Source organism: Streptomyces sp. BRA346, from assembly GCF_052851135.1.
The window spans coordinates 366,912-389,929 of record NZ_JAIWIH010000002.1 but is presented as its reverse complement, the minus strand read 5'-3'; the positions used below and the strand labels follow the sequence as shown (position 1 = coordinate 389,929).

Below are 23,018 nucleotides of genomic sequence, written 5' to 3'. Positions count from 1 at the left end.
GCCCGTCAACCCTCCCAAGAAGCAACATAATCGAAGAGAAGGGGATCGCCATGGCGGTCACTCGTAGATCGTTGCTGATCGCCGGCAGCGCCGCGCCCATGGCGGGGACGCTCGCCACCGGCATCCCCGCACAGGCGGCCGCACCGGCCGCCACCGCATCCCGGGCGACCGGCGGGCGGAGCATCCCGCTCGACGACGGCTGGCGCTTCGCCCTGGTCAACCCCGGCGGGATCACCGACCCGACCGGTGACTTCGAGGACGCCCAGGCACCCGGTTACGACGACTCCACATGGCGCGAGGTCGCCATTCCGCACGACTGGAGCATCGAACTCACGCCGACCACCGACCACGGCACCCACGGTGGCACCGGCTACTTACCGGGTGGGCTCGGCTGGTACCGCAAGTCCTTCACCCTGCCGTCCTCGCTCGCGGGCCAGCGGATCTCCGTCGAGTTCGACGGCGTGTACATGGACGCGTACGTGTACTGCAACGGCAAGCTCGTCGGCAACCACCCCTACGGCTACACCGGCTTCGCCCTCGACCTCACCGACGTGGCCCACACCGACGGCACCACCCCCAACGTCCTCGCCGTCCGGGTCCGCAACCAACTGCCCAGCAGCCGCTGGTACTCCGGCAGCGGCATCTACCGCCACGCCCGCCTCGTCATCACCGACCCCGTCCACGTGGCCCGCTGGGGCACCTACATCACCACCCCCACCCCGAACGAAAGCCACGCCACCGTGCGGGCCCGCACCAGCGTCGTCAACACCACCGGCGACGACCAGTCCGTCACCATCGTCTCCACCCTCAAGGACCCCGACGGGAAGACGGTCACCCGCGCCCGCACCACCGTCACCGTCGGCGCGGACACCACCCGCGACGCCACCCAGGAACTCACCGTCGACAAGCCACGGCTGTGGTCCTTCGACACACCCCGGCTCTACACCCTGGAAACCGAACTACGGGTCGGGGACAGGACCACCGACCGCTACCGCACCTCCTTCGGCATCCGCCACATCACCATCGACCCCGACCACGGACTCACCCTCAACGGCGAGTACGCCAAGCTTCAGGGCGTCGACCTCCACCATGACCTCGGAGCACTCGGCGCCGCGTTCAACGCCGATGCCGCGCTGCGCCAGATGACCATCATGAAGAGCATGGGCGTCAACGCCCTGCGCACCTCGCACAATCCGCCCGCACCAGAGCTGATCGAGATCTGCGAGCGGCTCGGCATCGTCATGCTGGTGGAGGCGTTCGACTGCTGGCGCACCGGCAAGAACCCGTATGACTACGGGCGCTTCTTCGACGAGCACAGCGAGGCGGACATCACCGAGATGGTGCGGGCCGCCCGTAACTCCCCCGCGGTCATCATGTGGTCCATCGGCAACGAGATCCCGGATTCCACCAGCACCGCCGGGCTCGGCATGGCGGAGCGGCTCATCGACGCCGTCAAGAAGGCCGACGCCACCCGGCCGGTGGTGATCGGCTCCGACAAGTACCGTTCCCTCCCCTCCCCCGGCTCCGCCGCCGACCTGATGTTGGCCAAGCTGGACGGGCTGGGCCTCAACTACAACACCGCCGCCTCGGTGGACGCCCTGCACGCCCGCTATCCGCATCTGTTCCTGTTCGAGTCCGAGTCCTCCTCCGAAACGTCCTCCCGCGGGGCCTACCAGGAGCCCGAGCACCTCAACACCGGGGAGAACCACACGCCCGGCAAGCGCGAGCCCTCCTCCTACGACAACAACCTCGCCTCGTGGACGATGAGCGGCGAGTACGGGCTGAAGAAGGACCGCGACCGGAAGTTCTTCACCGGGCAGTTCCTGTGGTCGGGCATCGACTACATCGGCGAGCCCACCCCGTACGACGTGTTCCCGGTGAAGGCGTCCTTCTTCGGCGCGGTCGACACGGCCGGGTTTCCCAAGGACATGTACCACCTGTTCAAGAGCCAGTGGACCGACGAGCCGATGGTCCATCTGCTGCCCATGGACTGGACCGGCCACCGGCCGGGCGAGACGGTCGAGGTCTGGGCCTACGCCAACGTGGACGCCGTCGAACTCTTCCTCAACGGCGACTCGCTCGGTGTTCGCCGCTTCGACACCAAGAAGACCACCGACGGCCGCACCTACCTGGAAACCACCGAAGTCACCGGCGACGACAAAACCGTCACCACCGGCCCCTACCCCGGCAGCTACACCAGCCCCTACAACAGCGCGGGCAAACTCCACCTCACCTGGAAAGTCCCCTACGCCCCCGGAGAGCTCAAAGCCGTAGCCCGCCGCAACGGCCGCGTCGTCGCCACCGACACACTCCGCACCGCCGGACGCCCCCACACCATCCGCCTCACCCCCGACCGCACCACCGTCGACGCCGACGGCCGGTCACTGTGCTTCATCACCGCCGAAATCGTCGACGCCCACGGCGTGCTGGTGCCCTCCGCGGACCACCTGATCTCCTTCGACGTCTCCGGAGGCGCCCTCGCGGGCGTCGACAACGGACGCCAGGAAAGCGCCGAGCGCTACCAGGCCAGCACCCGCACCGCCTACCACGGCAAGGCCCTGGCCATCGTCCGCTCCGGCACCAAGCCAGGGCACCTCACCATCACCGCCCGCTCGGCGGGGCTGCGCAGGGCCACCACCACCGTCCGCGCCACCGGAGGCACATCCGCGAGGGTCACCCCCACCCGGCCGTTCGCGCCCGACCCGGGTCCGACCGCGCCCGCGTACCCGCTGGCCGACGCCAGCTACTCGGGATCGCCCCAGACGCTGCCCGCGGCCATGCTGGACGGCGACCCGGCCACCGGCTGGTCCAACGCCTTCACCAAGCCCGCCACGGCACTGCTGCCCGCCTTCAACGGGGCCAGGAAGACCGACTGGGTCTCGGTGACCTGGGCCGGGAAACGCCGAATGCACCGCGTCGAGGTGTCCTTCACCCTCGACGCGACCCACACCCTCCCCGCCTCGATCACGGTCTCCGCCTGGGACGGACACCGCTTCACCCCGGTCCGCGGGGCGGACATCACCTGGGCCGACGCGTCCGACACCCCGACCGTCGTCACCTTCGACCCGGTGCGCACCACCCGGCTCCGTCTGGACCTGGTCAGCCGGTACCCCGGGGAGGCCAAGGGCGCCCAGCGGATCGTCCTGCTGGACGTCCCCGAGGCCTGACCCGCCTCCCCGGGGGCCCGGCTCACCAGCCCGGGGAGTAGTAGCTGTTGTACCGGCGACGGCGCGGGCGCAGGCTGATGGCGAAGCCGACGACGCCACCGGCGATGATCCACAGGCCGGGGCCGAACGCCCGCACCCGCTCCATGATGCCGTCGAGCGAGGTCGCGTCGTCCTGGGCGGCCTGGGTGCCCGAGGCGATGGCGGAGTTGTCGGCCGAGCCGCCCGCGTCACCGATCCTGGTGCCCGGGATGGTCACGCCGAGCGCCGTCATCGCCTTGGTCACGGGCTGGAAGAAGGTCACCCCGCCCTTGGTGCAGTCGCCGCTGCCGCCCGAGGTCACGCCGAGCGCCGTGTTCCCGACGAAGAGCGGACCGCCGCTGTCCCCGGGCTCGGCGCACACGGTGGTCTGGATCAGCCCGCTGACGCTGCCCTCGGGGTAGTTCACCGTCGCGTTCAGCCCCGTCACCTTGCCGGAGCGCAGTCCGGACGTGGCGCCGCTGCGGAACACCTCCTGGCCCACGGTCGGGTCGGCGGCGTTCGTGATCTTCACCTGCTGGCTGCTGCCCACGTCCAGGACGCTGTTCCGGGACAGCTTGGTGTTGTCGTAGCGCACCAGGGAGAAGTCGTTGCCGGGGAAGTTGGTCTGCACGGTGGTGCCGATGCTCGTCCTGCCCGAGGTGTCCTGGAACCAGGGCGTTCCGGGCGGGCCGCAGTGCCCGGCCGTCAGGATGAAGCCGGTCTGGCCGTTGGTGACGTTGAAACCGGCCGAGCAGCGGCTGCCGTTGGTGAAGATCGGGGCGGCGCCGTTGGTCTTGGTGGTGAACGTCCCCGTGGTGCGCTGCATGTTCACCTCGTCGGCCATCGGCTCGGCCATGTGCTTCAGCTTCGACCAGTCCGAGCTGGAGACGGTGCTGTCGCCCATCACCATCACCTTGTTGGACTTCGGGTCGACCATCCAGGCGGTGCCGGCCACCCGGGGCGCCGAACGCAGCATCTCGGTGGCGGATTGCAGCTGCTCCATGCTGAACCGCACCCGTTTGGCCCGTGCCCCGGCCCGGCTGACCGCGTCGGCCGCCTCGTCGTCGGTCACCGCGACGACCGGCTTACCGTCCGCGGCCGTCCAGTTCCCGGCCGTACGGGACGTCCCCAGCTCGTTCACCAGGCGGCTCCCGAGGTCCGTTCTCGCGGCTCCTTCAGCGTTCTTCCCGTCCAGTACCTGCGAGGAGCCGCCGCTCTCCGCCCCGTGCGCCGATCCGCCCGGTGAGGACTGGGCGACCAGCAGTCCGCCACAGACCATGGCACCGACGGCCGCGTACCGTACTGCATGGCGCACGCCTCGCCGCGTGTGCTTCACCACCACGTCTCCTTACGTCGATCCAGCGCGTCGCCGACAACCAGAGCCAGGGCTCGGCCGGCGAGGGCCCTCCCTCTTCATACGGGCGGGATCGGCGTCGCGCTCACCGCGGAGCGCGGCTGTTTGACGCGGTGGGGAATCGGCGTACGGCGTGTCTACTCCGGGGGCGTCAGGGGCAGTCCGCAGCGCAGGTTCCACCGGCCGGACCGGCCGCTCAGCTCGGTCGCGGTGAGCGGGGCGACGTCCAGCCGCCAGAAGGTCCGCGGGGGCAGGTCGAGTGCGTGGACCAGGGCGGCGCGGATCACGGCGGGGTCGGCGACGGCCAGCACCCGCGCCTCCTGCCCGGCCCTCGACTCCAGCCAGGTGCCGGTCCGTTCGATCAGCTCCCGCAGCGACTCACCGCCGTGCGGCGCCGCCGCCGGATCGGCCAGCCAGGCGGCGACGTCGTCGGGCGCCTCCCGTCCCACCTCGTCCAGCGACCGGCCGCGCCAGCGGCCCACGTCGAGGTCGCGCAGCTCGGGCGCCACCGCCGCGTCCAGGGCGAGGGCCTCCGCGGTGCCGCGGCAGCGCGCGGACGGTGAGGTGAACGTCACATCGTGGTGCGGCAGGGCGCCCGCGGCGTCCCGGGCCCGCCGCGCGGCGGCCGCGTCCGGCGGGGCGTCGTCGAAACGCACCAGCCGCAAGGCCGCGTTGACCGCGGGCGCCAGCAGGGTGATACGCACCGCCTTGTCCCCCTATTCCGTGGCATCCGCCCCCGTGGGGACTCCGATTCGGGCGACCGCGCCGTAGCGCTGGCCGGGTGTCGCGCGCTACGGTCTCATGGAAAACGACGGCGTGACGGAAGTCCGGTGAGAACCCGGCACGGTCGCGCCACTGTGTGTCCGGCGGATACGTCCCGTGAGAGCGGGCCGCCCGGCGGGCGAGTCAGACCCGGCGCCGTCGTACGAGTACCAACAAACGGGACGCGTGTTCCCAGGAGGTCGCCATGGCTCAGTCCGCCGTTCCCGCACCCAGCTCGCAGCCGGTGCCGGAGATCACCCCCGTCTCGCTGAAGGCGATCGCCCCGTGGGCGCTGTTCTTCGGCGTCCTCATGCTGATCCTCCTGTACTTCGTCGGCGCCGAGCAGGGCGCCACCGCGGTCCTCTCCGGTGAGAACGTGCACGAGTGGGTGCACGACGGGCGCCATCTGCTCGGTTTCCCCTGCCACTGACACCGACCGCACTCACCGCCTCGGCTTCAGCTGCACATCAGGGGAATCGACACACCATGAACTCCATATCCGTCCGGGCGCTGCTCGTCCGGGGCATGCTCGCGGGTCTCGCCGCCGGGCTGCTCGCGCTGGTCGTGGCGTATCTGCTGGGCGAGCCGCGCGTGGACGCGGCCATCGGGTACGAGGAAGCGCACAGCCATGAACACGGCGGCGTCGAACTCGTCAGCCGCACCATGCAGTCCACCGCCGGTCTGGCCACCGGAGTGCTGATCTACGGCGTCGCCCTCGGCGGCATCGCCGCCCTCGTCATCGCCTACGCCCTCGGGCGCGTCGGCCGGTTCGGCCCGCGGGCCACCGCCGCGCTGATGTCGCTCGGCGCGCTGGTGTCCGTCTATGTGGTGCCGTTCCTGAAGTACCCGGCCAATCCTCCGGCCGTGGGCGATCCGTCGACCCTCGACCAGCGCACCACGCTGTACTTCCTGATGGTGGTGCTGAGTGTGCTGCTGACGGTCGCCGCGGTGATCCTCGGCAAGCGGCTGGCGCCGCGGCTGGGCAACTGGAACGCCACCGTGGCCGCTTCGGTCGCCTTCCTCGCCGCGATCGGGCTCGCGTACGCGTTCCTGCCCTCGTTCAACGAGGTGCCCCACGGCTTCCCGGCCACCCTGCTGTGGCAGTTCCGGCTGTCGGCGCTGGCCGTCCAGGCGACCCTGTGGGGATCCTTCGGGCTGTTCTTCGGGTATCTGGCCGAGCGGCTGCTCGTCCCGCGCCCGGCCGTGGCGCCGAGCGCCCGGGCGAAGGCGGGCGTCGCCCACTGACCGTCCCGCCCGCCCGATCCGCACCTGTCGCCAGAGGAAACACCACCCGTGCCGATAGCACGTCCTGCCCGCTACGCCACCCTGTGGCTGACCGGCGCCCTGACCGGCGCCCTGTTGCTGACCGGATGCGGCGGTGGCCCGGGGGCGTCCTCCGAATCCTCCGAGGACGCCCCCGGGTATCCGCGAACGTACGGCAACTGCGGCCAGAAGGTCCGCATCACCGCACCGCCCCGGCAAGCGGTGTCCCTCAACCAGGGGTCGACGGAGATCCTGCTCTCGCTGGGGCTCGCCGACCGGATGGCGGCCACCGCCACCTGGACCGACCCCGTCCTGCCCGGGCTGCGCAAGGCGAACGCCACCGTGCCCCGGCTCGCCGACAACGCGCCCTCCTTCGAGAAGGTGCTCGACAAGGAGCCGGACTTCGTGTCCGCGTCCTTCGAATCCACGCTGGGCAAGGGCGGGGTGGCCACCCGTGAGCAGTTCGAGAAGCTCGGCGTGCCCACGTACGTCTCCCCCGCCGACTGCACGAAGGACAACAGCGGGGACGGCGACGGCAGCCGCACCACCCCGCTGACCATGGACGACGTCTACGGCGAGATCCGCGACCTGGCCCGGGTCTTCGGCGTGGAGAAGCGCGGCGACGCGCTCGTCGGCAAGCTCAAGGCCCGGGTCGGGAAGGCCACCCAGGGCGTCGACGCGTCCGGCACCTCGGTGCTCTACTGGTTCGCCAACTCCGAATCCCCCTATATGGCGGGCTGTTGCGGTGCCCCCGGCGCCATCACCCACGCGGTGGGCGCGAAGAACGTCTTCGACGACGCCCATGAGGAATGGCCGCAGATCAACTGGGAGACGGTGGTGGAGCGGAACCCCGACGTCCTGGTGATCGGCGACCTCACCCGGAAGCAGGAGTCGGCCGAGACCGCCGCGAAGAAGATCGCGTTCCTGGAGTCCAACCCGGTCACCCGGTCGATGGACGCCGTGCGCCACAAGCGGTACGTCCTGCTCAGCGGGCAGGCCATGAATCCGTCGATCCGTACGGTCGACGGCATCGAGAAGGTGGCCGCCGCGCTGCGCCGCTTCGGTCTCGACCGATGACCGATGGGCCCCGTACGGCCGCGGTACGCGTACGACGGCTGCGGTACCCGGCGCTGTGGGCGGCCGGGGCGGTGGTGCTGCCGCTGTCGATCGCGTTCGCCATCACCATCGGCCCGGCCGACATCCGGGTCGGCGACGTGTGGGCCTCGGTCGCGTCCCACCTGGGCTGGGGCGCGACCGGGCTGACGCCGATCCGCGACGGCATCGTGTGGGATCTGCGGCTGCCGCGGACCCTGCTCGCCGCGGTGTGCGGGGCCGGGCTCGCGGTGTGCGGGGTGGTGATGCAGTCGCTGCTGCGCAACCCGCTCGCCGACCCGTTCGTCCTGGGTGTCTCCTCGGGCGCGTCCACCGGAGCGGTCGCGGTGGTGGTGCTGGGGGCCGGTGGCGGGGCGGTGTCCGTCTCGGCCGGCGCCTTCGTGGGTGCGGTGGTCTCGTTCGCGCTGGTGCTGGTGCTCAGCCAGGTGCTGGGCGCCACGACGGACCGGGTGGTGCTGTCCGGGGTGGCCGCGATGCAGCTGTTCTCGGCGCTGACCTCATTCGTCGTCATGACGGCGGCGGACGCGGAGCAGACCCGCGGCGTGCTGTTCTGGCTGCTCGGCTCGCTCGGAGGCGTCGGCTGGGCCGAGGTGTGGGCCGGGCTCGCGGTGCTGGCCGTGACGCTGCTGGTGTGCGGGGTGCACGCCCACGCGCTGGACGCGTTCGCGTTCGGGCAGGACGCGGCGGCCACGCTGGGCGTACGGGTGGCCCGCACCCGGATCGTGCTGCTGACCGTCACCGCGCTGCTGACCGCGGCGCTGGTCAGCTCGGCGGGTGCGATCGGCTTCGTCGGGCTGGTGCTCCCGCACGCCGCCCGCGCCCTGGTGGGCTCCGGGCACGCCCGGCTGCTGCCGGTGACGGCGCTGACCGGGGCGGTGTTCCTGGTGTGGGTCGACACGCTGGCCCGCACCGTGCTCGACCCGCAGGAGGTGCCGGTGGGCGTGGTCACCTCGCTGATCGGCGTACCGGCCTTCGTCCTGGTCCTCTACCGCACCCGGAAGGCGGGCACGGCATGACCGACGGGGACGCGGGGGTCGGGCTGCGCGCCGGGCGCGTGGCGCGCGCCGCGGGCGGGCGGCTGATCGTGGACGGGGTGAGCCTCGCCCCGGAGCCGGGGTCGTGCGTCGGGCTGCTCGGGCCGAACGGCTCGGGCAAGTCGACGCTGCTGCGGCTGCTGGCCGGGGTGCTGGCCCCCGCCTCGGGCGTGGTCACGCTCGACGGCCGCCCGCTTCCGGAGCTGCACCGCAGGGCGGTCGCGCGCCGGATCGCGGTGGTCGAGCAGAATGCCGCCACCCAGTCCGAGCTGACCGTGCGCGAGGTGGTGGGCCTGGGCCGCATCCCGCACCGCCGCCCCTGGTCGGGCACCTCGGCGGCGGACGAGGAGGCCGTACGCCACGCCTTGGAGCGGACCGGGCTCGCGGACCGGGCCGAGCAGTCGTGGCACACCCTCTCCGGCGGTGAGCGCCAGCGCGCCCAGATCGCCCGCGCCCTCGCGCAGGCGCCCCGGGAGCTGCTGCTGGACGAGCCGACCAACCACCTCGACATCCAGCACCAGCTCGATCTGCTGGCACTCGTCGCGGACCTGCCGGTCACCACCGTGATCGCGCTGCACGATCTCAACCTGGCGGCGATGTACTGCGACGCGCTGCTGGTGCTGCGGGAAGGGCGGGTGGCCGCGGCGGGCACGCCGGGCGACGTCCTCACCGAGGAGCTGATCGCCGACGTCTACGGGGTGCGCACGGCCGTCACCCCGGACGGCCCCGACGGGCGCCCGCACATCCGCTTCCTCACCAGGTGACCGGAACCGGGTGACCGGAAGCCGCGGCATCACCCGCCAAGCGCACCTGCGGATGCAGTCCCCGCGCATCACCGGGAGAGTCGGACGTGTCCGACATACCCGACAAGCTGGTTGGGGTGCTGCGGTATGCGTATCACCGGACTTGGACATGCGGGACTCTTCATCGAAACCGAGGCGGGATCGGTCCTGTGCGACCCCTGGGTGAACCCCGCCTTCTTCGGCTCGTGGTTTCCGTTCCCGGACAACACGGACCTGGACTGGGCGCACTACGGGCGGTCCGCCGACTATCTGTACGTCTCCCATCTGCACCGGGACCACTTCGACGCGCAGAATCTGCGCCGCAACGTGCGCAAGGACATCACGGTCCTGCTGCCCGCCTTCGCCACCGATGAACTGGAGCGCGCGCTGCGGGCGCTCGGGTTCACCCGGTTCCTGCGCACCGAGAGCGGCAAGCCGGTCGAGCGGGACGGCCTGCGCATCATGATCACCGCGCTCACCGGCCCCGGCGACGGCCCCATCGGCGACTCGGCGCTCTCCCTGGACGACGGCAGGACCGTGCTGCTCAACCAGAACGACGCGCATCCGCTGGACATCCCGGCGATCCGTGCGTTCGGCGAGGTCGACGCGTACTTCGTGCAGTTCTCCGGGGCGATCTGGTACCCGATGGTCTACCAGCTGCCGGACTCCGCGAAGCGTGAGTTCGCCGCCCGCAAGCGGCAGGGCCAGTTCGACCGCGCGCTGCGCTACATCGACGCGGTCGAAGCGGCGCACGTGTTCCCCAACGCGGGACCGCCGTGCTTCCTCGACGACGCGCTCTTCGAGTTCAACGGCACCGGTCGCGACGGCGAGTCCATCTTCACCGACCAGCGGGAGTTCCTGGCCCAGCTCGCGGAGGCGCGGCCGGACGTCTCGGCGCATCTGCTGCTGCCGGGCACGGTCGCGGAGCCGGAGGGCACGGCCTGCAAACTCACCCACCGCCACACCGACAGGGAGATCGACCACATCTTCGGCGACAAGCGCGCCTATCTGCGCGACTTCGCCCGCCGCCAGCGCCCCGCCCTGGCCGCCGAACGCGCCTCGCGCTCCCCCCAATTGCCGCGACACCGGCTGCTGAGTGAGCTGAAGCGGTGGTGGGAACCGCTGCTGGCGCGCGCGGACCACATCTGCGCGGGCGTCGGCGGCCCCGCCCGACTGGATGTGGGCGAGGTCCCGATCGTGATCGACTTCCCGGCACGGGAGGTGCGGGAGTGGAACGGCGAGCGCTGCCGCTACACGCTGTCCACCACGGGCGACCTGGTGGCCACCAACGTCGCCAAGCGCGAGGTCGACTGGTCCAACAGCCTGCTGCTGTCGATGCGGTTCACCGCGAGCCGCATCGGGCCGTACAACGAGTTCCTGTACGTGTTCTTCAAGTGCCTGTCCATGGAGCGCATCGAGTACGTCGAGAACTACTACGCCTCCGGCGAGGACGACGGCCAGGACATCGAACTCGACGGCTGGCGGATCCAGCGCCGCTGCCCCCATCTCCGGGCCGACCTGGGCCGGTTCGGGAAGATCGAGGGCGATGTGCTCACCTGCACGCTCCACGGCTGGCGCTACGACCTGACCACCGGGCGCTGTCTGACGGCCGACGGCCACGAACTGCGTGCCACGCGGTGTGAGAATCCATGAGACGAGCGGGGCTCCGGCGCGTATGGGTTCATGAACCCAGCGAAGGAGTCACACATGGCGCGCAGAAGAACCCTCGGCGGTCCGAAGAAGCTGATGCTGCTGGTCGGCGCGGTGGCGCTGGCCGGTACCGGGGCCGGAGTGATGGCGACCAGCAGCAACGCCGGCACCCCCGGTTCCCCGAACACGGTCAAGGCGGAGTCCACCGCGTGCGACGGACTGGCTCAGGCACTGGCCAACAACGAGAAGTTCATCGCCGACCAGCGAGCGAATCCGGATGCCCAGTCGGACGCCCGGATAGCGAACCGGGAGGCGGTCATCGAGGAGATCAAGCGGAAGCAGCAGGCGTCCGGCTGTGCGGTGGGCTCCGAGGACACCGCGGCCTCCCCCGCCGCCTCTTCCGCCCCGGAGGGCGGAGGCGCGGCCGAGGACACCGCGGCGGCCGATGACACGGCGGCCTCCGGGGACGCCGCCGGCGGCGAAGTCGTCTGCGCGGGCTCGACGGTCACCCTGTCGGGCGAGGACGGGGCACCGGCCGCGTCCAGCAACCAGTTCCCGGTCGGCACCGAGCTCAAGGTGACCAACCTGGACAACGACAAGTCCACGACCGTCTCCGTGACCTCGACCTCGGGCAGTTGCGCCCTGCTCAACAACGCCGCCTTCGAGCAGGTCCGGGAGCCCGGCAAGAACCTGATCCGCAACGCGCGCATCGAGCGCGTGGGCTGAGCGGACGACGCACCGGGGGCCGGGAAACGAAGCCACCGGCCCCCGGCGACTGGTCAACCCGCCTGGTCGGTGGCCTTGCCCCGGCGGGCGGCCACGGCCGCGAGCGCCTGCCAGGCGGCCTCCGGGTGGAGGGTCTCCTCCGGGTCGCCGTTGAACGGATCGAGCAGCACGGACTCCGCGCCCAGTCGGCGCAGTTCCTCGATGTCGTCCATGACCTGGTCGATCGTGCCCTCACCGGCCGGGCGTTCGGGGCCGGTGACCGGCTCGTCGGTGAGCTTCAGCACCACGCGCGGGGCGAGCCCGGGCACCGGTCGGCCCAGCTCCTCCGCGATGCCCTTCAACCGGTCCAGCGCCTCCCGCAGCCAGTCGAGGGTGAACCAGATGGGATGCCACGCCTGGCCGTGCCGTACCGCCCGGCGCAGCGCGGCGTCGCTCATGCCGCCCACCCAGACCGGGATGTCGCCACTGCGGTAGTCCGCGTCGTCCTCCCAGGCGGTGCGGATCGCGTGGAGGTGTTCGTCGGCCAGCTTTCCGCGCTGCTCGAACTCCACGCCGAGCGCCTCGTACTCCTGCTTCGCCCATCCCACGCCGACGCCGAGGACCAGGCGTCCCCCGCTGAGCTGGTTGAGGTTGGCGGCCATGCGGGCGATGAGCAGCGGATGACGGTACGGGACGACCAGCACGGTGGTGCCCAGCCGCACCCGCTCGGTGATCCCGGCCAGCCAGGACAGGGTGGTGAAGGGCTCGTAGAACGGGGCGGGGTACTGCTCCGCCACATCGGGGGTGACCGCGACGTGGTCCGAGACCATCAGCAGGTCGAACCCCAGCCCCTCCACGGTCCGTGCCCACTGGCGCAGCACATCCGGCCGGGCGCCCGGGCCGAAGTTCGGGACGTTGACTCCTATTTCCATGGGATCACCCTAGGCAGTGATCATGATGCCGAGGTACATCGGCCGGTTCCCTGCCGCGCATGCCGCGCGCGCCGCTACTCTCGCTCCATGGACGCCACGTGGAACGCTTCCGCGCCAGGAGTGATGCGACTGCCGTCGGGACGGCTCATCCGCGGCCGGGGGTTGCGCCACCCCCTTCCGGAGGGGCCCGCGCCCGCTTTCGCGCTGTATCTGCTGGGCCATGAGCCGCCCTCGGTCGCGTGGGAGGCCCGCTGGCTGCGCTGGCCCGACTTCCGGCTGCCGTCCGACCGCGCTGAGGCCGCCGCCGCGCTGCGCGAGGTGTGGGAGCGGGCCGCGGGCGAGAGGGTCGAGGTCGCCTGCGGCGGTGGCCGGGGCCGGACCGGCACGGCGCTGGCCTGCGTCGCGGTGCTGGACGGCGTACCGCCCGGGGACGCGGTGCGGTACGTACGTGAGCACTACGCGGCGCGCGCCGTGGAAACGCCCTGGCAGCGCCGCTATGTCGGCCGGTTCGGGCAGCCCGCGGTCCGTGGCTGACCGCGCGCCGAAACTTCGTTGATCAGCGAAATGAGCGCGGCATAGTGTCGGCGTCATGACCAAAGCGCCGGACACCGGTTACCAAAAGGAATGGCCCGCCGTGGCGGCGGCAGCCGTCACCGTCGTGCTGTGGGCCTCGGCCTTCGTCTCCATCCGCAGTGCGGGCTCGGCCTATTCACCCGGCGCCCTGGCCCTCGGGCGGCTGGCCGCCGGGACGCTGGCACTGGGCGCGATCAGCCTGATACGGCGGGTGGGGTGGCCACCCCGCGCGGCCTGGCCGGGAATCGCCTGCTCGGGTTTTCTGTGGTTCGGCGTCTACATGGTGGCGCTCAACTGGGGTGAGCAGCAGGTCGACGCGGGTACGGCCGCGATGGTCGTCAACATCGGCCCGATCCTCATCGCGCTGCTGAGCAGCAGGCTGCTGGGCGAGGGGCTGCCGCGTCCGCTGCTGTGGGGGATGGCGGTGTCCTTCGGCGGCGCGGTGGTCGTCGGGCTCTCGATGTCCGGCTCGGGCCGCTCCTCCGTGCTCGGTGTACTGCTGTGCGTGGTGGCCGCGGTGACGTACGCGAGCGGTGTCGTCTCCCAGAAACCCGCGCTGCGGCACGGCGGCGCGCTCCAGGTGACCACGTTCGGCTGTCTGATCGGGACGGTGACCTGTCTTCCCTTCGCCGGGACGCTGGTGTCGGAGGCCGCGCACGCCCCGCTGTCCGCGACGCTCAACATGGTCTACCTGGGCCTGTTCCCGACCGCGCTCGCCTTCACCACCTGGGCCTTCGCCCTGGCCCGCACCACCGCGGGCCGGATGGGAGCCACCACCTATGTGGTTCCGGCCCTGGTGGTGCTGATGTCCTGGCTGGTGCTGGACGAGGTGCCGGGCGCGCTGACGCTCGCAGGCGGCGCGTTGTGCCTGGCCGGGGTCGCGGTCTCCCGTCGCCGTCCGCGCCCGGCGCGCTCGGCGGTCGTGGCCACCGGCAGCCCGACGGCCAGGGAAACGTCTCCGGCTGATTAGCCGCATACCGGCATCAACCACCCAGGGGATGTCTCGCCGATCGCGCGGACATTCCCCTAACAGCTTCGGGCGCGGCACCGGCGCAATCCGGCCGTTGTGCCCGGGACCGCTTGGCACACTTTTTCGCACGATTCCGATCGCTCATCGCCCGATATGGTCCAGGTGTGACCGGTATCGCAGGGAAGAATCCGTCCCACCACGGATGAGTGCGATGCGCGAGGGTACCCATCGGGTCATGGACACAAACGAGCAGCCCTTGCTCACGCCCGATCTGCCGCCCGTGGTCGACGTGCCGGATCTGACGTTCCCCAGCGGACGTCGCACCGAGAAGTCCCCGGGCCCGGCGGAGCGGAACGGCGAAAAGGAATCCCCCGCGCCCTCCTCCACCCCCCAGCAGCGGCCTCTCGCGGCGTAAAGCCCGGCAACTCGGGCACTCAGCAGGCATGCGTCTCGCAGTGCTCGACATAGGTTCACGTTCCGTTCACCTGAAGATTGCCGACCTCGTTCCGGGCGGACCGCCCGAGCCGGTGGCCACGCTCAAGCGGTCGGTCCATCTGGCCGAGGCGACCGATCGCCACGGGGTGATCAGCCAGGACGCCATCCGGCGCCTGGTCGGTGCCGTGACCGAGAGCGAAGCGGTCGTGGCCGCACACCAGGTCGACGACCTGGTGCCCCTGGCGACCTCCGCGGTGCGCGACGCAGCCAACCGGAAGACCGTCCTCGCCGCGATCGAGGACGCCACCGGCCTGCGCGTGCGCTTCTTCAGCGGCGAGGAAGAGGCGCGTCTGACCTTCCTGGCCGCGCGCGGCTGGCACGGCTGGTCGGCCGGGCAGATGCTGCTGCTCGACATCGGCGGCGGCTCGATGGAGCTGGCCTGCGGCAGCCGTACGGAACCCGCGGTGGCGCTCTCACTGCCGCTCGGGGCCGGTCGGCTCACCCGCCACCACCTGCCCGACGAGGCGCCGGTGCACAAGCGGGACGTGGCGCGGCTGCGCACGTACGTGCGTTCCGTCCTCACGGAGGCCACGGCCGAGCTGCGCGACCAGCCGGTCCCCGTGTCCGCGATCGCCACGTCGAAGACCTTCACCCAGCTGGCACGGCTCACCGGCGCGCCCAAGCCGACGGCCGGGGCACCCGGCCGCAGCACCCTCACCCGCTCCGATCTGCGGAAGTGGATTCCCCGGCTGGCGGCCAGATCCGATGCCGAGCGCGCCCGGCTGTCGGGCATCTCCCGGTCCCGGGCCCATCAGTCGCTCGCCGGGGCGATCGTGGCGGAGGCCGCCATGGAGCTGCTGGACGTGCAGCGGGTCACCATCTGCCCCTGGGCGCTGCGCGAGGGGGTCCTGCTGGACCGGCTGGCCGCGCTCGGCATGCCGCCGCTTCCGGCGGTGGCGGTGCCGAGGGCACGTCAGCACGCCCTCCACCGCTTGCACACCGTCTCCTGATCGCCGCCCTGCTGCCCGCCTGATTCCCCGGGATGATCGGGCGGGCCCGGCGCGTTATGCGGTGCGGTAAGCGTTGTCGACGACGATGGGAACGGATGACATGCCTCTTCAGGGCGAGTACGAGCCGAGCCCGACCCAGTGGGTGCGCAATCAGGTCGAACTGATCGAGAGTTCCGGAGGCACCAAGGGCACGACGATGCGGGGCATGCCCGTCATCCTGCTGACCACGCGCGGGGCGAAGAGCGGGAAGATCCGCAAGACTCCGCTGATGCGGGTGGAGCACGAGGGCAGGTACGCGGCGGTGGCCTCGCTCGGCGGCGCCCCCAAGCACCCCGTCTGGTACTTCAACGTGCTGGCCGACCCCCGCGTCGAGCTGCGCGACGGGACGGAGCTGCGGGACATGAACGCCCGCGAGGTCACCGGCGAGGAGAAGGCGCAGTGGTGGCGGCGCGCGGTCGAGGCGTACCCGGACTACGCCGACTACCAGGAGAAGACCACGCGCGAGATCCCCGTCTTCGTCCTGGAGCCCGCGGCCGCGCCGCACTGAACCCCCTGACGCGATGAGCGGCCCGGCCCGGCGGCCGAGCCGCTCATCACGTGACGGCCTCCACCCGGGCCTCACACAACCTTCACGGAACCGGGCCCCGCGGGATCATGGTGATATGTGTCCTCGCGACAAGGGAAACCGAAGGTTAGGCTCGGGTGGCACACCTGCACCACGGCACGAAGGAAGTACCTCAGCATGACCACCGCGAACAAGGGCGACCTGTCCCCGATCTACGACAGTCTCATAGCGGAACAGGGCGACGTTCCCGCCGAGGCACGGGAAGCGGCCGAAGAGATTCAGCGGGAGGCCGCCGAGGCCCTCGACTGGAGCCGGATCCGTCCCGCCCAGGGCTCCCACCCGCACCAGCAGGGCGAGTGACGCGGGGTCCGTATCGCCTCACCCCCAGCGGGTTCTCCGGATACGACAACGACACCAAGCGCGGCCCGGGGCTCCGGCCGTCGGGCCACGCAAACCGCGCGAAGCCGCCGGACCACCCCGCGCAGTGACCTCCCTCTTCGATAAGATCCCGGCGACGCACCGGATTTGATGGCGTCGAACACTTATCGCATGAGGGGAATCAGGTGACTACAGGGGTAGAGACATTCGAGTTTCAGGTCGAGGCGCGCCAGCTCTTGCAGCTGATGATCCATTCGATCTACTCGAACAAGGATGTCTTTCTGCGGGAGCTCATCTCCAACTCCTCCGATGCCCTGGACAAGCTGCGGCTGGAAGCCCTCCGGGACGGGGATCTGGAGGCGGACACCTCGGATCTCCATATCGCGTTGGAGGTCGACAAGGAGCAGCGCACGCTGACCGTGCGCGACAACGGCATCGGGATGTCGCACGATGACGTGGTGCAGCTCATCGGGACGATCGCGAACTCCGGCACCGCGAAATTCCTCAAGGAGCTGAAGGAGTCGCAGGACGCGGCCGCCTCCCAGGACCTCATCGGGCAGTTCGGGGTCGGTTTCTACTCCAGCTTCATGGTCGCCGACGAGGTGACGCTGCTGACCCGGCGCGCGGGCGAGGGCCAGGGCACCCGCTGGGTGTCCAGCGGCGAGGGCACCTACACCATCGAGCAGGTCGAGGACGCGCCCCAGGGCACCGCGGTCACGCTGCGGCTCAAGCCCGAGGACGCCGAGGACCATCTCTTCGACTACAGCTCCCCGTGGAAGATCCGGGAAATCGTCAAGCGGTACTCGGACTTCATCACGTGGCCGATCCGGATGGCCGGGGAAGGCGCCACCAGCTCTTCGGATGACGACAGCACTCCGGAAGACGGCGGCACCCCCGAACTCGAGACCATCAACTCGATGAAGGCGTTGTGGGCCCGCCCGCGGGGCGAGGTCACCGACGAGGAATACAGCGAGTTCTACAAGCACATCAGCCACGACTGGACCGACCCGCTCGAGACCATCCGCATGCAGGCGGAGGGCACGTTCGAATACCAGTCGCTGCTGTTCATTCCGTCCCGGGCGCCGCAGGACCTGTATATGCAGGACCGTAAGCGGGGCGTGCAGCTCTACGTCAAGCGCGTCTTCATCATGGACGACTGCGAAGCGCTCATGCCGGAATATCTGCGCTTCGTCAAGGGTGTCGTGGACGCCGCGGACCTTTCGCTGAATGTCTCGCGCGAGGCCCTTCAGCAGGACCGTCAGATCCAGTTGATGCGCCGTCGGCTGGTCAAGAAGGTGCTGTCGACGGTCAAGGACATGATGTCCGACAACGCCGAGCGGTACGCGACGTTCTGGAAGGAGTTCGGCCGCGTCCTCAAGGAAGGGCTGCTGGGCGACTTCGAGAACCGGGACGCGATCCTGGAGGTCTCCTCCTTCGCCTCGACGCACGACGCGGAGCAGCCGACCACGCTCCGGAGTTACGTGGAGCGCATGAAGGAGGGGCAGGAGCACATCTACTACGCCACGGGCGAGTCGCGCTCGATCGTGGAGAACTCGCCCCACATGGAGGCCTTCCAGGCCAAGGGGTACGAGGTGCTGGTCCTCACCGACCCCATCGACGAGCTGTGGGTCGACGCCGTCCCCGAGTTCGAGGGCAAGCAGCTGCGGTCGGTCGCCAAGGGGCAGGTCGACCTCGACGGCGAGGACGAGTCGAGCGAGGGCGAGCCCGAGCGCGAGCAGCAGAAGAAGGACTTCGCCGATCTGCTGTCCTGGATGACCACGACGCTGAGCGAGCAGGTCAAGGAGGTGCGGCTGTCCTCCCGCCTCACCACCTCCCCCGCCTGCATCGTCGGCGACACCCACGATGTCACTCCGGCCCTGGAGAACATCTACCGCGCGATGGGGCAGAACGTGCCCCAGATCAAGCGCATCCTGGAGCTGAATCCCACGCATCCGCTGGTCAGCGGCCTGCGCACGGCCCATGGTGAGCGCCCGTTGGACTCGGGCCTCGCGGAGACGGCCGAACTGCTCTACGGGATGGCGCTGCTCGCCGAGGGCGGGGAACTGAGCGACCCGTCGCGCTTCATCAAGCTGATGGCGGGCCGCCTGGAGCAGACGCTGTGATCCGCGCCCCCGGGCGGGCCCGCGCCACGGCCCGCCCGGGGGTTTTTGCCGAACCGGCAACTTCCCTCCCCCTCCCCCGGGCCGCTGCCGCATGATCGTGGCGTTGTCGGCCGCGTGGCGTTGTGGACCGCGCGGCCCCGGCTGCTCAGGGAGGATCCATGCACCACCGGCTGGTCGACGTTCCGGATGCCCGTATCCATGTGGTGGAGGAGGGCTCCGGCCCGCTGGTCCTCCTGCTCCACGGCTTCCCCGAGACGTGGCACTCCTGGCGTCACCAGCTCCCCGCGCTCGCCGCGGCCGGATACCGCGCGGCGGCCATCGACGTCCGCGGCTACGGCCGCTCCTCCAAGCCCCGCGACGTGGCGGCGTACCGCATGCTCGCCCATGTCGCCGACAACGTGGGCGTGGTCCGCGCCCTCGGTGAGGAGACCGCGGTGGTCGTGGGCCACGACTGGGGCTCCCCCATCGCCGCGAACTCCGCGCTGCTCCGGCCCGATGTCTTCACCGCCGCCGGGCTGCTCGGCGTGCCGTACGCGCCCCGGGGCGGTCCGCGGCCCAGCGAGGTCTTCGCGCGGATCGGCGGGGACGAGGAGTTCTACGTCGGCTACTTCCAGCAGCCCGGCCGGGCCGAGGCAGAGATCGAACCCGATGTGCGCGGCTGGCTCGCGGGGTTCTACGCCGCGCTCTCGGGCGACGCGAAGCCCTCCCCCGACGGCGGCAGCCCGTTCTTCGTCCCCCGCGGCGGGCGGATGCGCGACCGCTTCCCGGACGGCCCGCTGCCGTCCTGGCTCACCGAGGCGGATCTGGACGTCTGCGCCGCGGAGTTCGAGCGGACCGGGCTGACCGGGGCGCTGAACCGCTACCGCAACGCCGACCGCGACTGGGAGGATCTCGCGGCGTGGGACGGGGCGCCGCTCACCCAGCCCTCGCTGTTCCTGGCCGGGGAGCGTGACGCCTCGCTCGGCTGGCTGGCCGACGCCGTCGCGGCGTACCCCACCACCCTGCCCGGCCTGGTGTCCTCGCACCTCCTCGACGGCTGTGGCCACTGGGTGCAGCAGGAGCGTCCCGAGGAGGTCAACCGGCTGCTGATCGCATGGCTGCGGGCGCTCGACCGAGGCACCTCCGCATAGGCGTGCTTCAGCTGAGGTGTTCGGCGGCCGCGGCGCGGATCAGCTGGCGCAGCGCGTCGTGGTAGACACGGTGGTCGGTCAGGGCGGGCAGCACCACGTCCCACTGCCCCGTCAGCACCGGGAACTCCTCGGGGTCCAGCGCGGCGAGCGCCGTGCGCGCCGTGGTCAGGGCCCGCTGCTCGTCACGGTGGTCGACGAAGGCGACGGCGCCGAGGGTGAGCAGGTACAGCCGGCGGTATACCCGGACAGCCGCCGCCGGTGCCATCCCGGCGGCGATGCTCTGGGCGAGCTGCGGCTCCACCAGACGGCTCAGCAGCTGCGGGCCCCACCAGGCGTGGCCCGCGCGCAGCGCCGCCAGACCCGGGTGCCGGACGAGCACCTCGTAGAGCGCGGTGAAGCGGGCCTCGGTGGCGGCGGCCCAGTCGGTGTCCTGCGGTACGCGGGGCAGCAGCGTGGCCAGGTGGTCGGCGCAGGCGTTGAGCAGGCCGTCGAAGTCGCCGCAGCGGCGGAAGACCGTGGCGTGCGAGACGTCGAGCCGCTGTGCCACCGCCCGGAAGCTCAGGGCCTCGGGGCCCTCCTCGTCGATGACCGACAGCGCTGCCACCGCGATGGTGTCCAGGGCGGGTGGTTCGGCCGCGGTCCGCTTCTTCCTCACGGCCGCATTCTTTCTCATGGACGCAGCCTTTCTCACAGGCACAGCGTAACAGTGGTTGATACAGTGTTTCACGTGGTTACTCATCAAGACGTACAGGCCGCCGCGCGGCGCTCCGCGGGGCATATCCGGCCCGTCGCGCTCGCCCCGGTGGACGAGGGGGCCTTCGGCGGGGCCGAGGGATGGCTGGCGCTGGAATTCCTCCAGCACACCGGCTCCTTCAAGGCGCGCGGGGCGTTCAACTTCATCGGCAGCCATGTCGAGGCGGGCACCGTTCCGGACGCGGGTGTCGTCATCGCCTCGGGCGGCAACGCCGGGCTGGCCTGCGCCTGGGCGGCGGCCCGGCACTCCGTGACCGCCACGGTGTTCGTGCCCGAGACGGCTCCCGCGGTCAAGGTCGACAGGCTGCGGGCGCTCGGGGCGGACGTGCGCCAGGCCGGCCGGGAGTACGCCGAGGCGCTGGACGCCTCGCGCAAGCACGCCGCCGAGACCGGTGCGCTGGAGTCGCACGCCTACGACCATCCGCTGATCGCGGCCGGTGCCGGGACGGTGATGGAGGAGATCCTGCGGTGCCGCCCGGACCTGGACACGGTGGTGGTGTCGGTCGGGGGCGGCGGGCTGTTCACCGGGGTCGCGGTGTCCGCACTGGAGCACGGCGTCCGGGTGGTGGCCGTGGAGCCGCACGGCTCGCGCGCGCTGAACGCGGCGCTGGAGGCCGGGGCGGTGGTCGACGTGCCGGTGGATTCGGTGGCGGCGGACTCGCTGGGGGCGCGCCGTGCGGCGCCGATGGCGCTGGAGTGGGCGCGCAAGGACGGGGTGCGGTCGGTGCTCGTGTCCGACCAGGAGATCGTCTCGGCGCGGCAGGCCCTGTGGGACGACCGCCGGATCGCGGTGGAGCACGCGGCGGCGACGGCGCTCGCGGCGGTGCGGTCGGGGGCGTACGAGACCCGGCCGGGCGAGAAGGTGGCGGTGCTGCTGTGCGGGGCCAACACCGACCCGGGCGACCTGACGCGCCCCCGGTGAACGCCCGGCCCGCCCCTCTCTCCGACGCGGGGAGGGGCGGGTGGGACCGGCTGTCGTCGACTCCCCCTGGCGGGTGGGACCGGCGGTCGTCTACTCCCCCGCGTACGCCTTCTGAAGTGCGGCGATGTCGAGCTTGACCATCTGCATCATGGCATCCATGGCGCGCTTCGCCTTCGCCGTATCGGAGTCGGCGATCATCTCCATGAGCACCTCGGGGACGACCTGCCAGGACACCCCGAACTTGTCCTTCACCCAGCCGCACTGGATCTCCTGGCCACCGCCCTCCAGGAGCCGGTTCCAGTAGTAGTCGACCTCCGCCTGGTCCGCGCAGTGGATCTGGAACGAGATGGCCTCGTTGAAGGTGAACTCCGGCCCGCCGTTGAGTCCGACGAACTTCTGGCCGTTGATCTCGAAGTCCACGGTCAGCACCGAGCCGGGGGTGCCGGGGCCGGCCTCGGTGTGGCGGACGGTACGGCCGAGCTTGCCGTCCTTGAAGATCGAGACGTAGTGCTGCGCCGCCTCTTCGGCCTGGCCGTCGAACCACAGGCAGGTGGTGAATCCGTCGCTGGCCATCGGTGCCTCCTGGAGATGGGAGTGTTTACCTGTACCGACCGGCGCCGCGCGGCAAACTCATCGCTCCTCGGCACACCGATGTCCGGTGAGATATCCGTGCAGCTGCCCGGCGCCTTCGAGCATGGCCATGGTGCGCCGGGTCAGCCCCTCCCGGCGCTCGGCGATGACCTCGCGCAGCGCGGCGCTGCTGCCCGTGCGGCGCAGCCCCTCCAGGACGGGCCGGATCCGGTCCAGCGGGTAGCGGTCCTGCCGCAGCATGTGGATCATCCGGGCGTCCCGGACGTCGGCCGGGCCGAAGGTGCGGTACCTGGTGCCGCGTTCCCGCTTCGGGACCAGCAGCCCGGCCGACTCCCACACCCTGAGCGCGGAGGTGCGGACGCCGAGGTACGCGGCCACTTCGCCGATGCGCAAGGCCGCCCGCGGCACGTCCAGGGTCTCGGGGGTCTGCCCGGCGACCGCTTCGAGCGCCTCGCCCGCGGCCCGCAGGGACAGCCGCTGTTCGTGCAGGGCCGCGTGGGCGGCGTCCACGAGGCTGAGCGCCAGCGGTACGTCCCCGGCGTGCACGGCCCGCATGACCGCCCGGGCGGTGTGCTGCCCGTACCCCGGGACGAGCGCGTCGTACGTGGCCAGCGCCCGGCGGTGGCGGGTGTCGAGCCTGCGGTAACCGGCCGGGGTGCGGGACGCCGGGGGCAGGATGCCCGCGTCGACGTAGTTGCGGATCTGCTGGGTCGAGATTCCGGCCGAGCGTGCCAGGTCGATGGGGCGCAGCGGTGTCTCGGGGCTGCTCGTGGGACGGCTCATGGGGA

23 protein-coding genes are annotated in these 23,018 nt (G+C 71.1%); 17 read left to right on the top strand and 6 right to left on the bottom strand.

Annotated features, from left to right (window positions below; translation table 11 throughout):
- The first annotated feature begins 50 nt into the window (after window positions 1-50).
- Complete coding sequence (locus LCH29_RS03375) at window positions 51-3,167, top strand: glycoside hydrolase family 2 TIM barrel-domain containing protein (RefSeq protein WP_446460160.1); 3,117 nt, start codon at window positions 51-53, stop codon at window positions 3,165-3,167.
- A gap of 22 nt (window positions 3,168-3,189) precedes the next feature.
- Here the strand turns inward: LCH29_RS03375 and LCH29_RS03370 are convergent, their stop codons facing one another.
- Window positions 3,190-4,521: a S1 family peptidase gene (locus LCH29_RS03370; protein WP_446460159.1), complete on the bottom strand. Its 1,332-nt coding sequence runs from the start codon at window positions 4,519-4,521 to the stop codon at window positions 3,190-3,192.
- Window positions 4,522-4,676: 155 nt separating this feature from the next.
- On the bottom strand, window positions 4,677-5,243 hold the full coding sequence (locus LCH29_RS03365) for a histidine phosphatase family protein (protein ID WP_446460158.1): 567 nt from the start codon (window positions 5,241-5,243) through the stop codon (window positions 4,677-4,679).
- Between the two features lie 263 nt (window positions 5,244-5,506).
- Between LCH29_RS03365 and LCH29_RS03360 the strand changes: the two genes are divergently transcribed.
- The 7 genes from LCH29_RS03360 to LCH29_RS03330 all read left to right on the top strand — a co-directional run bounded on the left by LCH29_RS03360 (window position 5,507) and on the right by LCH29_RS03330 (window position 11,869).
- Window positions 5,507-5,731: a CbtB domain-containing protein gene (locus tag LCH29_RS03360; RefSeq protein ID WP_446460157.1), complete on the top strand. Its 225-nt coding sequence runs from the start codon at window positions 5,507-5,509 to the stop codon at window positions 5,729-5,731.
- A gap of 56 nt (window positions 5,732-5,787) precedes the next feature.
- Window positions 5,788-6,546: a CbtA family protein gene (locus LCH29_RS03355; RefSeq protein ID WP_446460156.1), complete on the top strand. Its 759-nt coding sequence runs from the start codon at window positions 5,788-5,790 to the stop codon at window positions 6,544-6,546.
- A 48-nt stretch (window positions 6,547-6,594) separates the two neighbouring features.
- Window positions 6,595-7,641 carry an ABC transporter substrate-binding protein gene (locus LCH29_RS03350; protein WP_446460155.1) on the top strand — a complete coding sequence of 349 codons (1,047 nt, stop codon included), beginning with the start codon at window positions 6,595-6,597 and terminating at the stop codon, window positions 7,639-7,641.
- Window positions 7,638-8,693 carry a FecCD family ABC transporter permease gene (locus LCH29_RS03345; RefSeq protein WP_446460154.1) on the top strand — a complete coding sequence of 352 codons (1,056 nt, stop codon included), beginning with the start codon at window positions 7,638-7,640 and terminating at the stop codon, window positions 8,691-8,693. Before LCH29_RS03350 ends, LCH29_RS03345 begins: the two co-directional genes overlap by 4 nt.
- On the top strand, window positions 8,690-9,475 hold the full coding sequence (locus tag LCH29_RS03340) for an ABC transporter ATP-binding protein (protein WP_446460153.1): 786 nt from the start codon (window positions 8,690-8,692) through the stop codon (window positions 9,473-9,475). The genes LCH29_RS03345 and LCH29_RS03340 overlap by 4 nt, the downstream gene beginning before the upstream one ends.
- Before the next feature lie 126 nt (window positions 9,476-9,601).
- Window positions 9,602-11,146 carry a Rieske 2Fe-2S domain-containing protein gene (locus tag LCH29_RS03335; protein WP_446460152.1) on the top strand — a complete coding sequence of 515 codons (1,545 nt, stop codon included), beginning with the start codon at window positions 9,602-9,604 and terminating at the stop codon, window positions 11,144-11,146.
- A 54-nt stretch (window positions 11,147-11,200) separates the two neighbouring features.
- Window positions 11,201-11,869, top strand: coding sequence for a hypothetical protein (locus LCH29_RS03330; protein WP_446460151.1), 669 nt, complete (start codon window positions 11,201-11,203; stop codon window positions 11,867-11,869).
- A gap of 53 nt (window positions 11,870-11,922) precedes the next feature.
- Here LCH29_RS03330 and LCH29_RS03325 read toward each other — a convergent pair whose 3' ends face one another.
- Window positions 11,923-12,780, bottom strand: coding sequence for an LLM class flavin-dependent oxidoreductase (locus LCH29_RS03325; RefSeq protein ID WP_446460150.1), 858 nt, complete (start codon window positions 12,778-12,780; stop codon window positions 11,923-11,925).
- An 87-nt stretch (window positions 12,781-12,867) separates the two neighbouring features.
- Here LCH29_RS03325 and LCH29_RS03320 point away from each other — a divergent pair, with 87 nt between their 5' ends.
- From LCH29_RS03320 to LCH29_RS03285, 8 genes are all read left to right on the top strand, one after another.
- On the top strand, window positions 12,868-13,314 hold the full coding sequence (locus tag LCH29_RS03320; RefSeq protein WP_446460149.1) for a phosphatase domain-containing protein: 447 nt from the start codon (window positions 12,868-12,870) through the stop codon (window positions 13,312-13,314).
- 55 nt (window positions 13,315-13,369) lie between these two features.
- Window positions 13,370-14,323 (top strand): DMT family transporter, encoded by a 954-nt coding sequence (locus LCH29_RS03315; protein ID WP_446460148.1) that lies wholly within the window; start codon window positions 13,370-13,372, stop codon window positions 14,321-14,323.
- A 235-nt stretch (window positions 14,324-14,558) separates the two neighbouring features.
- Complete coding sequence (locus tag LCH29_RS03310; RefSeq protein ID WP_148081873.1) at window positions 14,559-14,738, top strand: hypothetical protein; 180 nt, start codon at window positions 14,559-14,561, stop codon at window positions 14,736-14,738.
- 28 nt (window positions 14,739-14,766) lie between these two features.
- A complete protein-coding gene (locus LCH29_RS03305; protein WP_446460147.1) occupies window positions 14,767-15,768 on the top strand; it encodes a Ppx/GppA phosphatase family protein in 1,002 nt (333 codons plus the stop codon).
- Window positions 15,769-15,868: 100 nt separating this feature from the next.
- Entirely contained in the window at window positions 15,869-16,315 is a 447-nt protein-coding gene (locus LCH29_RS03300) for a nitroreductase family deazaflavin-dependent oxidoreductase (RefSeq protein ID WP_446460146.1), read from the top strand.
- A gap of 195 nt (window positions 16,316-16,510) precedes the next feature.
- Window positions 16,511-16,693, top strand: coding sequence for a hypothetical protein (locus LCH29_RS03295; protein WP_123099015.1), 183 nt, complete (start codon window positions 16,511-16,513; stop codon window positions 16,691-16,693).
- A gap of 203 nt (window positions 16,694-16,896) precedes the next feature.
- The gene (gene htpG / locus LCH29_RS03290; protein WP_446460145.1) at window positions 16,897-18,834 is read left to right on the top strand and encodes a molecular chaperone HtpG; all 1,938 of its coding nucleotides are present in this window, start codon (window positions 16,897-16,899) and stop codon (window positions 18,832-18,834) included.
- Between the two features lie 158 nt (window positions 18,835-18,992).
- Window positions 18,993-19,964 (top strand): alpha/beta fold hydrolase, encoded by a 972-nt coding sequence (locus LCH29_RS03285; RefSeq protein ID WP_446460144.1) that lies wholly within the window; start codon window positions 18,993-18,995, stop codon window positions 19,962-19,964.
- A gap of 7 nt (window positions 19,965-19,971) precedes the next feature.
- Here LCH29_RS03285 and LCH29_RS03280 read toward each other — a convergent pair whose 3' ends face one another.
- The gene (locus LCH29_RS03280) at window positions 19,972-20,619 is read right to left on the bottom strand and encodes a TetR/AcrR family transcriptional regulator (protein ID WP_446460143.1); all 648 of its coding nucleotides are present in this window, start codon (window positions 20,617-20,619) and stop codon (window positions 19,972-19,974) included.
- 72 nt (window positions 20,620-20,691) lie between these two features.
- Between LCH29_RS03280 and LCH29_RS03275 the strand changes: the two genes are divergently transcribed.
- On the top strand, window positions 20,692-21,639 hold the full coding sequence (locus LCH29_RS03275) for a threonine/serine dehydratase (RefSeq protein ID WP_446460142.1): 948 nt from the start codon (window positions 20,692-20,694) through the stop codon (window positions 21,637-21,639).
- Between the two features lie 90 nt (window positions 21,640-21,729).
- On the opposite strand, the gene LCH29_RS03270 is transcribed toward LCH29_RS03275, so the two are convergent.
- Together LCH29_RS03270 and LCH29_RS03265 are read right to left on the bottom strand one after the other, a co-directional pair.
- The gene (locus LCH29_RS03270) at window positions 21,730-22,212 is read right to left on the bottom strand and encodes a VOC family protein (protein WP_446460141.1); all 483 of its coding nucleotides are present in this window, start codon (window positions 22,210-22,212) and stop codon (window positions 21,730-21,732) included.
- Between the two features lie 57 nt (window positions 22,213-22,269).
- Window positions 22,270-23,013 carry a MerR family transcriptional regulator gene (locus tag LCH29_RS03265; protein ID WP_446460140.1) on the bottom strand — a complete coding sequence of 248 codons (744 nt, stop codon included), beginning with the start codon at window positions 23,011-23,013 and terminating at the stop codon, window positions 22,270-22,272.
- Between the last annotated feature and the right edge of the window lie 5 nt (window positions 23,014-23,018).